Raw genomic sequence first — 13,417 nt, 5'->3', positions numbered from 1 at the left:
CAGCATAACGACCCCAATGCCTATATTACCGGCGGGGGAGTACGCAGTGATAACAAAGGGCTGACCGATTACTGGCCGGAACGTTGGATGAGCCCGTCGGCGCTGCAACAGTATTCCGATCTATTCAGCCTGGGCAGTATGTACGATATGATGGTTGAGATAACCGTTGCTTCTCGCTGGAAGGAGGGGTTGTTGACCTACTTATATGATGAAGAGTTTTTTGGTCCGTTGGATTTACCTGCGCAGATCCCCCGCTATCAGTTGGATACGTCCGTGGTGCTGGGGCCGAATGACCCGGTGACGGTGACCGGGATTTACCTGCCGGATGTGGAGTATGCCTGCGCGCAGTTTTTTCATCCTTTCAGCTATTTGCCGCATGTCGCCCCGCAGGGAAAGGCCCGAAGCGACTATATCAGCCCGGAAGGGAAACGGGATTATCACTGGGAGCAAATCGAAAACGTGCCGGCCACCTGGACGCTGATCCGCCGGGTGGAGAATGAATTTATTCCGGTGCCGCCGCAGGGCTTTTTCCTGACCGATCACCCGGATGGATTGTATCGCTGGCCGGAGCGGGAGCCGAACTTTGTCGAGCACGGCCAACGCCCAGCACGACCAGATAACGCGTAGCGACGAGGCGATGGGGTTCAAACAGCCGAAAGGCTACCGTCCCGCAGGACGCTTTTCGCCAGCGATCGAAAGGGAGGCGCACTGTCGGGTCGGCGAGCCGCGCTCACCATTCAGACGTGAAACCTTTCGCTGTTTGCAAAAAGACAGGTATATGTGAATAAATCACAATGGTACGCCATTCAAGGTAATGGCGATGTTATGTTTTTGGTGCGAAATGGCGGCGTTTTTACGCGGGTATAACAATGACGTGTGAGGGATGCCACTAAATGCCCCCGTGGGCAGTAAGTTCTAGTGCTGTGCCGGCTCGGTGAGTAGAATAGGAAGAAATAACCATTTTTTTGAACCGGATCATATCTGTATATAGGTTACTGCCCGTAGAGGAGCTCAAGATGACGAACCCGATCAATAAATGTAATGCTGAAGAAACTGCCGCCTGTTGTTGCGTTGATGTCGGCACAATCATGGACAACACGGATTGCACTGCGTCTTATAGTAAAGTTTTTGCCGATCGCGCAGAGGCGGAAGCGACGCTGAAAGCGTTAACGGAAAAAGCCCGCTCCGTGGAGTCCGATCCTTGTCAGATCAGCAGTAAACTGGACGCCGTAGAAGGCGGCGTGAAACTGGATGTGGATTTCACCTTCAGCTGTGAGGCTGAAACGCTGATCTTCCAACTCGGCCTGCGGTAATTTCCCCGAAGTTGATTGTGGCGCGCCAGGGTTATCATGGCGTGCCGCCATTCTACTAAAAACTCTGCTGCATTAACCGATTACTGCCTGCCGGCAGACGCTGCGTTTTCCTTTGCGTCGCCTGCCGTGGGCGAAAAGTCCGTCAGGGCTAGTTAATCGTAACGGCGACGGTAACGGTATCGCTATAGGTTCCTGCCGGCTGATTGGCCTGGCTGCCGCTGATGCGCGCCGTATAGGGAATGCGCTGAGTCACGCCGGTGCCGGTTCCCGCGTAATCCGTGTTTTCACTCCAGGCGGTATTATCCGCATGATATAGCTGATATTGCAGATAATATTCCACGCCGTCGGCCGTATTGGTCATTCTGCGCCAGTTGGCATCGTCAGGATGTGAACTGGTCAGCTTGACCGTATAGGCGCCCAGATTGGTGCAATTGACGCCCAGACTATTACTGACCGTTGGAAAGTCAGCGGGGAAGGCCGCCGAGCCGAAGCTGACGTCGGGCGCGCTGCTGATCTGGCAGTCGTTGGTGATGGTCATCGACAAATTGAGCGTTGAGGTCAGCGTGCCGCTATCGTAGATACACAGACCCAACGCCCCCAGCGCGCACAGATTGTAATCCCATTGAATGGTTACCGTATCGGTATAGGTGCCTGCCGGTACGTTGTTGCCGACGCTGGTGCGGACATATATCGGCAAAGTACCGTCGCTGGCGTTGAACAGGCCTAATATGCCCAGAAATGTTGTTTGTTTCCAGGTATAGCTTGAGCCAATGCCATAGCGGGTTTCACAACCGGCATCGATACACAGGTCGTAAACGATGGCGTCGTTGCCGCCGGCGCCGCCTTTTAGCCGCATGCCGTCGCCGCTGGCGTTGGTATCGCCAGTGATGGTGGCGGTGATGGTATTGGTGCTGATAAGGCTTAATGCGCTGCCGCTACAGCTAAAGCCGCTGCCGGAGGTGATGATTTGCGGCGTCCCGTCGGGGCCGACAACGGAAGAGGCGTAAGATCCCAGCTCGGTTGAACTGGCCGGGGCGGCGCAGCTTGCGAGACCGTAACGTGCGTTCACCAGGCCCAGCAGCAAAAACAGCAGGCGGAACCCCAATCTTAATTTACTCATCTTTATCTCTCTGGGCGGTTAGTTGACAGGTCAGCGGGCCGACGCTGACCATCATCCGGGCTGTCGCCGGCAGGGAAAACGCGACCTGACAGGTTTGCCCGTCCTCTTGTTTAAAATGCAATCGATTGACGGTACGGAGATTGGAGAAATAGGCCAGCCCGTCATGGCCGCTGATGGTGGCGGCGCCGCTGTACTCATCGGTGATCCAGGTGCCGATCGCCAGAGGCCGACCGTGGCTATTACGTAAGGCGATATTGGCGGAAAGTACGTTGCGCACGGGGAATTTCACCACAATGCCGCTGCCTTCTTTTACCGATACGCGTTGCTCGATATTGGGCGTATCGACATTCGCGGGGAGCGGCATCGGATCGATTTCCACTTTTGCCGGATAGTTGGACGCGACCCACGGCACCAGCAAATGACCGCTGCCGTTGGTGGCGCCCACTAACTGGTTTTCATATTTAACCGGTACGCCCGCGTAGCCTGCGGTATCGACCACAATAAAAGCGTCGTTGATGCGGTTGCTGGCGTACAGGCCGCCGTCCATATATATCAGTGAGCCGCTCAGTTCCCCCCACCTTGTGCTATTGCCTTCATTACCATACACGCCGCCCTGTATCAGGTTATAAGGTCCGCGCCAGCTCAAGGTGCCTTGCTGGTAGGGATTGCCGCCTGCGGCATAAGCCAGATTCCAGCCGAATCCGCCGTCGGTCGGCGCGGAGTGCGTCATACCGACACGCGCTGAATAATTGCCGTTGGCGTCGCGCTGCACGCCGGAACTGGCGGTATTTCTCGTGCCGAAGGGCATAACGAATTGGATCTGTACGCTGTAGTCATCTTCTCCCAGCGTCTTATTGAGCGCGGCGTAAACCGAGCTGCTTTGCCACAGCTGTCGGCTGTAAGAGAGATTCAGGAGTTTTACCCGCGAGCGATCGAAAGACTGAATATCAAAATAGCCGGCGCCGACGGTGCCGTTGCCTTTGCCGAATAGCTGGCTGCTGAGGGTCGCCTGATTGCTCTGGCGGCTGAGCCGGCCTTCATTGTTGACGGCGGTTAAATCGCGATATGCCTGGTCGCGCCCGGCATGCTGAACATTCAGGCCGAACAGTCGGGTATAGTAGGAATACCCCAACGTATATTGCTGTCCGCGCCCATCCCTTTCACTCTGAGTGTAGGACGAACTGAGGGTACCCCAGCGGCCGACGGTAAAATCGGCGCCCATGCCCGCCAGATAAAGATCCCGTTCGGTTTCCACATGGGTGGATAATGTTAGCCAATTTGTTAATCCATAACGATAAATGCCGCTGAAGGCCGGCTCGGACGCATAGGCGGCGTTTCGGAATCCGTAGTCATGGCGCAGCGCGCCCATGGAAAGATCGAAATCGCTTAATCCTGCTCGCAGCAAGGTATTGGAGACATAGAATGGAATGGTGGTGGCGATCCGCCTTCCCTGGGCGTCAGTGGTGACCACCGTCGCTTCACCGGCGCCGTTGAGATACGGCGTATTGGTCAGGGTGAAGGGGCCGGGATTAAGATTTGAACTGTTCGCCTTATAACCGTTGATGAAGAGATCCAACGTGCTGGGAACGGCCGCGGAGCCGGAATATTGCAGAAGCGGGTAGGTCACAATATCAGGGCGCAGGCCGAAATTCCGGCTGATACGTACGCCGCCCATCCGCACGGAGTGACTCCAGGTCAGCGAGTTACTGACCAGATCGCCCGCCTGGTATGAAATCATCCGCCCGCTGTCGCTGTATCGCCAGTAGGTATCAAAGCGGCGATAGCGATGATATTGATCTGAATGGTTTCCCGTCATGATGTCATCAATGCCGGTGTTGGAAAATGAGCCATAGTCACTGAAAACGCGCTGTTCCATCCAGGCGCTCAGCGAATCGTCGCCGTTCGACGGCGATGAATAATAGGCGTTATAGTTAAACAGAAGTCCAAGACTACTGCTTGGGACAAGGCGTTCCGTGCCGGAGCCGTCGCTCGTTACCCGTTGCGCCGGTAGCCAGTCGACCGGCACGGTCAGTTTTAACTGCTGCTGGCTGGGATCATATTCCGCGCTGACCTCAGGCAAACGGTTTACATTCACCTGGCCGACGGTTCCCGCGGGTAATCGGATATTATTTTTGCTCAGTACGTCGGCTTCCACGTAATAATTATCATGACGATAATTCACGGGTATTACTGCATGATCGCTCTGACCATTAATCACCAGGGTTAAATAATAGACGGCTTCGTTGATTGTCGGTTTAACGCGCGGCGGCGCGGGGAGAGCGGTATATTCTTCCGCCTGAAGAACTGCGGCATAAAATAATAAGCAGACAAATATGCTCCCCAAAAAATACCGTAGCGAAACGATAAACGGTATCACATTGATGGCATGTCTCTTCATACCCCTATTGCCGGCCATTAAAAGCTATCGCCGTTTAATCAGGACGGGATCGGCAATGTCCGACAAATGGGTAAACAGGTTCAGGGCTGCGCCGGGCGTGGATATTCCCGCAGGCAACGGCCAGCGCATTTCCTGTCCCGGTAAGACGTAGCCTAAAAAACCCTGAGTCATGGCGAGATTGTGGGTTTCCCCTTTTGGCGACGATGACCAGAAAACCTGACTCAAGCGCGCATGCACCTTGCCCATATTCTGTATGTAAAGATAGGGCTTGCCTGCGACGGCGGCGATATGCCAGTACAAATCAGGCATGGCGGGATCGCGGTTAAGACGTTGTTTACCCGGTCTCGCCTGTGTCCATATCCCTGCGCCGTCGATAAACAGCGGCAGCAGGTAACGCATTTGAAACTGGATTCCTATCCGGGGCGTTGCCTGTTGCTGGGCATAGGGCGTCGTGATTTCATCAATAATGATGCGATAAGACCGTTCCGTATCGACCGGCGCCGGCGTGGCGCGCATCAGGCGCACCATATGGCGTTGTCCCGGCTCCAGCGTGGTAAATGGCGGGGTGCCGATCACCTCTTTTTGCTCTGCGTAACGATCCTGAAAATTAATCTGTTTCCAGGCCATAATGCGAATTTGCAGACCAACGGGCGCGTTTCCTTTATTTTCCAGCCACAGGGCGGAACCGTTTTCATCGGATTCAATAACCTGATAAATCGGCCAGACCAGTATGCTGCCGGCGGCGGAATAGGGGGCGAAGAAGATGGATAAAATTAAACTAACGGATTGAATAAAAATGACTAATATTCTTTTCATGTTTCTTCTATGCTGGTTTTAGTAGCTCAGGCTGACGGTTATGCTATCGGTGTATTCCCCTGCCGGCGGCAGCGACGAGGCGCCGAAATAGCGGGCATAAACGGTGTAGGTCTGAGTGGTTGCCGGAAAGGAGGAAATGCTCATCGCCAGATCGTCGCTGCCCCATACCTGGGTGCGGGCAGCATCACGGTATAACTGATAAGGCAGCAGCGCGCTGCCTGTGGTATTCATTACGTAACGCCGCTCGCCGTCGCCGCCGTGCAGTCCATAATCCAGTTCAATGGATACCGCGATGCCCGGCGTACAGGTCACGACAATCGAACCGCCGCCCACCGTGCTGGCTACGTCGACAGTCGCGGCGGGCGCGCTCAGGGTGCCGAAATCGATGGCGCCCATGTCCGGTTGACTGGCGTTGACGTCACGACCAAAAGCACAGCCTTTTTCGATGTCGGCGCTGACGGTAAAGGTATCGCTTACCGTTACTGCCGCCGCCGGCAAAGAGAACAAGACAATGGGCAGGAGCGATAGTCGCTGAGAAATCATCCTAATCCTTGCTCATCAATGAGCGAAAACAGATCGCAACGCCCAGGCGTTCCGCTCTTGGGGGTTACCACTCGACGGTGGCGGCAACCGTGTCGGTATAGGTGCCGGCGCTCGGCGATATGACCGTTTGATCGGCGGGCAGGATACGGGCATAGATGGGAATCGGCTGGGCGACGCCGGTCGCGGTGAGTGCAATACCGTTGGTATCGTTAAGCGGTATTTCCGTTGTCCGGGCCGCGTCGCTGTATAAACGATAAGGGATATGATAGCTGCCGGAACTGGGCGCCAATGTTCTGAGCGAAGAGGAATCGTTGGTGCCGGAACCGATGTAAACGGTAGCCGGCGTGCCTTCCGAGCAGGTTACCGCCAGGCCGCTGCCTGAAGTATTGGTCATCTGGCCGTCGATGTTGGCGGCAAGGCTACTGTATGAACCGAAATCGATGGTACCCCACGAGCTGCCGGAACTGGCGCCGTTTTCCACCGTACAAGCCGTGGTAATGGTTAAGGTTACGCCTATTTGACCGGTGACGGTGGAACACTGCGCGGTCGGCATGATGCCCAGCGCTAATAATGTCGCCAGCGCGGACAGTATTTTTTTATTGGCATTCATAGTGATTCCTTTATATATATTGTGTTTGTTTCACCTGTATGGAAATAGGGTAGACGAACCTATAATTGCATTTTTATTAATAATGCAGATTCGTTTATTCGCATGTTAATAATTCAGCTATTACACTATTGATTGCTTTTCTGTAACTACAGTGTATTTAAAGCGTTTTCCCATAAGGTGAAATAAAACGTCACATAAGGAAATTAATTCCTCAGTTAAGTTTTAGTCACAATTTTCCATGTTCATATAAGGTCTGTTCATCAAAAATAATGTCAGAAAAATGATTGTTATAAATAATGTTAACCTTATTTTATGATTGTAATGTCAGGCTGCCGCTGTTCGCATGTTATTGGGCGAATGAGTAAATAAAATTAATCTTTTGATGTAAAGATAGAAGCAGAATTAATGTTTAACAACATAAGCCTTCTGGTATGCAATAAAAAAGATTAAAAATAATGAATGTTATTAATTTTTATTTGTTTATGTTGAATTTGAGGATTTCACGGTTTTTTCATCCAAATTATCTCTGCTATGTTGCGGAATCCTGGGTCAGACGCGGTGGTGCGGAAAAACGCTTTCATTTAGTGATTAAATTAGCAGCGAAAATCTGCGATAATCGTTCCCCTTTATGGATCGAGATAGCGCGATTTTAAAGGATGAGTTTATTCAATTCATTGCTTTATAAGCGTTTTTCATAGCAGAGTTTTATCAACATAGCGGTGTGACATGCAAGTTTTGATTATGCGTCATGGTGATGCAGTACCTGATGCCGCCAGTGATTCGCAGCGGCCCCTGAGCACGCGCGGTTATGATGAGTCGCAGAAAATGGCGTTTTGGCTGAATAATCAGGCGATTAATATCGATCGTGTCCTGGTCAGTCCCTACCTGCGCGCGCAGCAAACGTTGGCGGCGGTCAGGGATATCCTGCCGTTGCCGGAGGAGGATGAATGCTTGTCTGAGCTGACGCCCGGCGGCAATGCCAAATTAGTCGGCTACTATCTGCAAACGTTGGCGAAGGAAGGGACTGATACGGTGCTGGTGATCTCCCATCTGCCTCTGGTCGGCTACCTGGTCGCGGAATTATGCCCCGCCGAAACCGCGCCGATGTTTGCGACTTCGGCTATCGCCAGCGTGAGCGTTGATTCACAATCGGGGAACGGGGTGTTCGACTGGCAGATCGGGCCGTCTCAGTTAGCGCGCAAGATGCCATAAAGACGAGGCTGCACAGATAACAGCCGCTACGGCGCGCGTTGACGGGATGTGTCGCCGCCACGCCGCTTTGTCTACTCCAACGACGGCGCTTCCAGCGCGACGAGCACCAGCAACGCCGCATCCCCGCCAAACTCCTTGGGCGCCTGATGAAAAGCCAGCACGTCGGGATGCTGCGCCAGCCACAGCGGCGTTTGCTGTTTCAGAATATGTTTGCCGTAACCGTGCATCACGCAGGCGCAATAAACATGTTCCCGCCGGCAGGCGGCCAGCAGTGCGCCCAACTCCTGTTTGGCCTGCAATTGCGTCAGACCGTGCAGGTCGAGAAACAACTCGGGCGAGTAATCGCCGCGGCGCAGTTTTTTCAGCTCATAGTGACTGGCGCCGGGGCGAACGTAGCGCGTCGGCCCTTCGCTTTCCAACTGCGGCTGGAATTCATCTGAAAAATAAAAGCTGGCGTCCACTTGTTCCTGTAATGCGCGTCTGGGCGGCAACTCACTGAGCTTGCGGCGCGCCGGCTTGTGGAGATAGGTATCCTGGCGTAATTTTTTCGTACCGGAAACGGATGTACGAAAAAGCTGCAATTCTTCGTCATTCAGTGAATATTTATTATTCATTGGTCGTTCACCCTGCATCAACATTCCGCCAGTTTACCTTTTCTCTCTTCCGTCGCTAAATAAAAGTCGGCCTAACCTTAGTTCGGCCGGTTATAACTACTGATTTGTCGCGGGCTTCATGGCAAACTAAGCGCTAAATTTCCATTCAGATGTGTCTGCGGAGGATAACCTTGGACAAAATTTTCGTCGACGAGGCCATCAGCGATCTTCATACCATACAGGATATGTTGCGTTGGTCTGTCAGTCGGTTTAACGCAGCCAATGTCTATTATGGTCACGGTACGGATAATCCCTGGGATGAAGCGGTGCAACTGGTGTTGCCCACGCTGTTTTTACCCCTTGATATTCCAGAAGATATGTATACTTCCCGCTTAACATCCAGCGAACGTCATCGCATTGTCGAACGCGTCATTCGCCGGGTCAATGAGCGCATACCGGTCGCTTATCTGACCAACAAAGCCTGGTTCTGCGGTCTGGAATTTTATGTTGACGAACGGGTTCTGGTGCCGCGCTCGCCGATCGGCGAGTTAATCAACAATTATTTCGGCGAGGTTCTGCCCAGGACGCCAGGACATATTCTGGATATGTGTACCGGCAGCGGTTGTATTGCGATTGCCTGCGCGCAGGCTTTTCCGCAAGCCGAGGTGGACGCCGTGGATATCTCCAACGATGTGCTGGCGGTGACCGAACAAAATATTCAGCAGCACGGCATGGAACATCGCGTGACGCCCATCCGCTCCGACCTGTTTCGCGATCTGCCCGCCATTCGCTATGACTTGATTGTGACCAATCCGCCTTATGTCGATGAAGAAGATATGTCGGACCTGCCGGAAGAGTTCCGCTATGAGCCGGAATTAGGGTTGGCTGCGGGGAGCGACGGACTGAAACTGGTGCGCCGTATTTTGGCCTGTGCGCCGGATTATCTCAGCGACGACGGCATCCTGATTTGCGAAGTGGGCAACAGCATGGTTCACCTGATCGATCAGTATCCCGATATCCCGTTCACCTGGCTGGAATTTGAGAACGGGGGTGATGGGGTGTTTATGTTAAGCAAATCTCAACTGATTGATTGTCAGGCGCATTTCAGCATCTACCGCGATTGATTCGATGCTTGAGTTAAAACCATTATTGATAGGCTAAGGAGTTGTGATGGCAGGAAACAGTATTGGACAGTTTTTCCGCGTCACCACATTTGGTGAGTCCCACGGAATTGCCCTGGGCTGTATTGTTGACGGCGTTCCGCCGGGGATCCCGCTGACGGAAGCGGATCTGCAACGTGATTTGGATCGCCGCCGCCCCGGAACGTCCCGTTATACCACCCAACGTCGGGAACCCGATCAGGTGCGCATTCTTTCCGGCGTGTTTGAAGGGGTTACCACCGGCACCAGCATTGGCTTGCTGATTGAAAATACCGATCAGCGTTCACAGGATTACAGCGCCATTAAGGACGTTTTCCGTCCCGGTCATGCCGATTATAGCTATGAACAAAAATACGGTCGGCGTGATTATCGCGGCGGCGGCCGCTCCTCGGCGCGCGAAACCGCGATGCGCGTCGCGGCCGGCGCGATAGCGAAAAAATATCTGCAACAGCGCCACGGCGTGAAAATTCGCGGCTATCTGTCCCAAATCGGCGATGTGAGCTGTGAATTGAAAGACTGGGATCTGGTTGAACAGAATCCCTTTTTCTGTCCGGATGCTGACAAACTGGACGCTTTGGATGCGTTGATGCGGGCGCTGAAAAAAGAGGGCGATTCCATCGGCGCCAAAGTCAGCGTCGTGGCCGAGTCTGTACCCGCCGGATTGGGCGAGCCGGTGTTTGATCGTCTCGATGCCGATCTGGCGCATGCCCTGATGAGTATCAACGCGGTGAAAGGCGTGGAGATCGGCGACGGTTTTGCGGTCGTGACGAAACGCGGCAGCGAAAATCGCGATGAGATTACCCCGCAGGGTTTCCAGAGCAATCACGCCGGCGGTATTTTGGGCGGCATCAGCAGCGGACAGCAGATTATCGCCCATCTGGCATTGAAACCGACCTCCAGCATCATGGTGCCGGGAAGAACCATTAATCGTCAGGGAGAGGCGACGGAAATGGTGACCCGCGGTCGTCACGATCCTTGCGTCGGGATCCGTGCGGTGCCGATCGCCGAAGCGATGATGGCGATTGTATTAATGGATCACCTGCTGCGCCAGCGTGCGCAGTGCGGCGATGTCGACAGTCAGGTTCCCCGCTGGTAAGAGATAATGAAAAAAGGGTTAATTGGGTTTATCGCTTTGGCATGCTGCGCGCCGCTATGGGCGAAAACCCCCTGGCAGGAAATCACGCGCCCGGTTGCGGGCGCCCCTCAGGCCATCGGCAGTTTTTCCAATGGCTGTATCGTCGGCGCGCAAGCGCTGCCGTTGCAATCACCGGATTATCAGGTGATGCGCGTCGACCAGAACCGCTATTACGGCCATCCCCATTTGCTGTCCTTTATCACCCGCATGAGCGCATCGGTTAAGCGCCGTACGTCCGCCCATGTGCTGATCGGCGATATGGGCATGCCTGCCGGCGGGCGGTTTAGCAGCGGTCATGCCAGCCATCAGTCCGGTCTGGATGTGGATATCTGGCTGCAATTACCGAAACAGCGCTGGAGTCCGCAGCAGCTTCTTAAACCCCAGCCGATCGATCTGGTTGCGCAGAATGGGCGCCAGATTAATCCTCGCGCCTGGCAGCCCGAGGTGACGACGCTGGTGAAGCTGGCGGCGAAAGATAACGAGGTGACGCGTATTTTTGTTCACCCGGCGATCAAAAAACAGCTGTGCGCCGATGCGGGGCAGGATCGCGACTGGCTGCGCAAGGTTCGCCCGTGGTTTGGTCATCGCGCGCACATGCATGTTCGTCTGCGCTGTCCGGCCGATAGTCTGGAATGTCAGGAGCAGCCGTCGCCGCCGACGGGGGATGGATGCGGCGCCGAGTTGACCAGTTGGTTCCAGCCCAGACAGCCGGTGCGAGAGTCGCCGACTAAAACTTCGCCGCCGCCATTGCCGGATTCGTGTCAGGCTTTGATCGACAGACATTTCGCTTCGGAATAATGTATGGACCTTTCTATTATTGGCCCGGAAATGTTGGCCATTCTCTTTTTTGTCGCCATATTGGCGGGGTTTATTGACTCGATTGCCGGCGGCGGCGGTTTATTGTGCGTGCCGACGCTGCTGGCCGTAGGGCTGTCGCCCGCGCAGGCGCTGGCGACCAATAAATTGCAATCCATGGGCGGTTCGTTTTCAGCCAGTCTCTATTTTATCCGTCGCCGGGCGGTTAATTTGAATGAACAGAAACTGGCGATAGCCTTGACGTTTGTCGGCTCGATTTCCGGCGCCTGGCTGATTCAGCAGATCCACGCCGATTTTCTGCGGCAGCTGCTGCCGCTGCTGATCATCGGCATCGGGCTCTATTTTCTGCTGTCGCCGAAAATCGGCGATGAAGACCGCCAGCACCGTCTGTCCGGTCTGCCTTTCGCATTGATTGCGGGCGGTTGCGTCGGCTTTTATGACGGTTTCTTTGGCCCCGGCGCCGGATCGTTTTACGCCCTGGCTTTCGTCACGCTGAGCGGTTTTAACCTGTCGAAAGCGACGGCGCATGCCAAAGTCCTGAATTTCACCTCTAATTTCGGCGGACTGCTGTTCTTTATGCTCGGCGGGAAAGTGGTGTGGACGGTGGGGCTGATTATGCTGCTGGGGCAGGTTATCGGCGCGCGCATCGGCGCAAAAATGGTGTTGAGCAAAGGCCAGAAACTGATTCGTCCGATGCTGGTGATCGTTTCCGCCATCATGAGTTGTAAACTGATTTATGACAGCCATGGCGCTGCGATTGCACATTGGCTGGGGCAATTTTTCTGATGACGACAAAGACAAATAGCGTTACCCATCATTACCAGCAATTAATTGATATTTTTAATGATTGCTTTAGCGAGGAATACAACACCCGCCTGGTGAAGGGGGAGGATGAGCCCATCTATCTGCCCGCCGACGAGCAGGTGCCGTATCATCGGATTATCTTTGCGCACGGCTTTTATGCCAGCGCGCTGCATGAAATTTCCCATTGGTGTATCGCCGGCGAGCGACGACGTTTACAGGTCGATTTTGGCTACTGGTACTGCCCGGACGGGCGTGATGCCATGACGCAGTCTCAGTTTGAGTCCGTAGAGATTAAACCGCAGGCGTTCGATTGGCTATTCTGCGCGGCGGCGGATTTTCCGTTTAACGTCAGTTGCGACAATCTGAATGGCGACGCTGAGCCGGATCGCATCGCGTTTCAACGCCGGGTGCATGAACAGGTCATGCTTTATTTGCAACAGGGGATCCCGGCCCGGCCGGCGCGCTTTATTCATGCGTTACAATCGTTTTATCATACGCCGCCGTTGACGGCGGCGAGCTTTCCGTACCCGGCCGATCTCTGCTGAATCGCGCTGACTATCGATTAATTGAGGATAATAAATGATCGCAGAATTTGAGGCGCGTATTCTGGCGCTGATTGATGACATGGTGGAACATGCCAGCGACGACGAACTTTTTGCCGGCGGTTATCTGCGCGGTCATTTAACCGTTTCGGTGGCGGAAGCGGAGGAAAACGGCGAACATACGCCGGAAGCGCTCTATGCGCGGGTTAGCGACAGCATTAACGCCGCGATAAAGAACGGCGAGCTTTCTCCGCCGGATCAGGTGCTGGTGAATGACATGTGGGAAAGGTTATTTCAACAGGCGAAGCGTCAGCAAACACATTAAACCTGACGAGGTTCTGGCGCATGGGACGCC

At 54.1% G+C, this 13,417-nt stretch carries 14 protein-coding genes and 1 pseudogene; 9 read left to right on the top strand and 6 right to left on the bottom strand.

Annotation, left to right across the window (positions count from 1 at the left end):
• Both ABRZ26_RS15070 and ABRZ26_RS15065 read left to right on the top strand, forming a co-directional pair.
• A pseudogene (locus tag ABRZ26_RS15070) lies at positions 1-627 on the top strand (hypothetical protein); the annotation flags it as partial.
• Between the two features lie 389 nt (positions 628-1,016).
• The gene (locus tag ABRZ26_RS15065) at positions 1,017-1,313 is read left to right on the top strand and encodes a YfcZ/YiiS family protein (RefSeq protein ID WP_319604954.1); all 297 of its coding nucleotides are present in this window, start codon (positions 1,017-1,019) and stop codon (positions 1,311-1,313) included.
• A gap of 148 nt (positions 1,314-1,461) precedes the next feature.
• Here the strand turns inward: ABRZ26_RS15065 and ABRZ26_RS15060 are convergent, their stop codons facing one another.
• The 5 genes from ABRZ26_RS15060 to ABRZ26_RS15040 all read right to left on the bottom strand — a co-directional run bounded on the left by ABRZ26_RS15060 (position 1,462) and on the right by ABRZ26_RS15040 (position 6,800).
• On the bottom strand, positions 1,462-2,433 hold the full coding sequence (locus ABRZ26_RS15060; RefSeq protein ID WP_319604953.1) for a Csu type fimbrial protein: 972 nt from the start codon (positions 2,431-2,433) through the stop codon (positions 1,462-1,464).
• Entirely contained in the window at positions 2,426-4,615 is a 2,190-nt protein-coding gene (locus ABRZ26_RS15055; RefSeq protein ID WP_319604952.1) for a fimbria/pilus outer membrane usher protein, read from the bottom strand. The genes ABRZ26_RS15060 and ABRZ26_RS15055 overlap by 8 nt, the downstream gene beginning before the upstream one ends.
• Before the next feature lie 240 nt (positions 4,616-4,855).
• Complete coding sequence (locus tag ABRZ26_RS15050) at positions 4,856-5,647, bottom strand: fimbrial biogenesis chaperone (protein WP_319604951.1); 792 nt, start codon at positions 5,645-5,647, stop codon at positions 4,856-4,858.
• Positions 5,648-5,665: 18 nt separating this feature from the next.
• A complete protein-coding gene (locus ABRZ26_RS15045) occupies positions 5,666-6,190 on the bottom strand; it encodes a Csu type fimbrial protein (protein ID WP_319604950.1) in 525 nt (174 codons plus the stop codon).
• 64 nt (positions 6,191-6,254) lie between these two features.
• On the bottom strand, positions 6,255-6,800 hold the full coding sequence (locus ABRZ26_RS15040; protein WP_319604949.1) for a Csu type fimbrial protein: 546 nt from the start codon (positions 6,798-6,800) through the stop codon (positions 6,255-6,257).
• Between the two features lie 726 nt (positions 6,801-7,526).
• On the opposite strand from ABRZ26_RS15040, the gene sixA reads away from it, so the two are divergent.
• Positions 7,527-8,012, top strand: coding sequence for a phosphohistidine phosphatase SixA (gene sixA, locus ABRZ26_RS15035; RefSeq protein WP_319604948.1), 486 nt, complete (start codon positions 7,527-7,529; stop codon positions 8,010-8,012).
• 71 nt (positions 8,013-8,083) lie between these two features.
• On the opposite strand, the gene smrB is transcribed toward sixA, so the two are convergent.
• Entirely contained in the window at positions 8,084-8,626 is a 543-nt protein-coding gene (gene smrB, locus ABRZ26_RS15030; protein WP_319604947.1) for an endonuclease SmrB, read from the bottom strand.
• A gap of 170 nt (positions 8,627-8,796) precedes the next feature.
• On the opposite strand from smrB, the gene prmB reads away from it, so the two are divergent.
• The 6 genes from prmB to ABRZ26_RS15000 are packed head-to-tail and all read left to right on the top strand — an operon-like array spanning position 8,797 to position 13,387.
• Positions 8,797-9,729: a 50S ribosomal protein L3 N(5)-glutamine methyltransferase gene (gene prmB, locus ABRZ26_RS15025; protein WP_319604946.1), complete on the top strand. Its 933-nt coding sequence runs from the start codon at positions 8,797-8,799 to the stop codon at positions 9,727-9,729.
• Positions 9,730-9,775: 46 nt separating this feature from the next.
• Positions 9,776-10,861, top strand: a complete 1,086-nt coding sequence (aroC, locus tag ABRZ26_RS15020; protein WP_319604945.1) for a chorismate synthase — start codon at positions 9,776-9,778, stop codon at positions 10,859-10,861.
• Positions 10,862-10,867: 6 nt separating this feature from the next.
• Positions 10,868-11,698 (top strand): penicillin-insensitive murein endopeptidase, encoded by an 831-nt coding sequence (mepA, locus tag ABRZ26_RS15015; RefSeq protein WP_319604944.1) that lies wholly within the window; start codon positions 10,868-10,870, stop codon positions 11,696-11,698.
• A 3-nt stretch (positions 11,699-11,701) separates the two neighbouring features.
• Complete coding sequence (locus ABRZ26_RS15010; protein ID WP_319604943.1) at positions 11,702-12,502, top strand: sulfite exporter TauE/SafE family protein; 801 nt, start codon at positions 11,702-11,704, stop codon at positions 12,500-12,502.
• On the top strand, positions 12,502-13,065 hold the full coding sequence (locus ABRZ26_RS15005; RefSeq protein ID WP_319604942.1) for an elongation factor P hydroxylase: 564 nt from the start codon (positions 12,502-12,504) through the stop codon (positions 13,063-13,065). The genes ABRZ26_RS15010 and ABRZ26_RS15005 overlap by 1 nt, the downstream gene beginning before the upstream one ends.
• Before the next feature lie 34 nt (positions 13,066-13,099).
• A complete protein-coding gene (locus ABRZ26_RS15000) occupies positions 13,100-13,387 on the top strand; it encodes a YfcL family protein (protein ID WP_319604941.1) in 288 nt (95 codons plus the stop codon).
• The last annotated feature ends 30 nt before the right edge of the window (positions 13,388-13,417 follow it).

The organism is Brenneria sp. L4-2C (assembly GCF_040240335.1).
In the GTDB taxonomy this organism is placed as follows: Bacteria; Pseudomonadota; Gammaproteobacteria; order Enterobacterales; family Enterobacteriaceae; genus Brenneria.
Note: the sequence above shows the minus strand (reverse complement) of the source record. Positions and strands in the feature narration are given on the sequence as shown.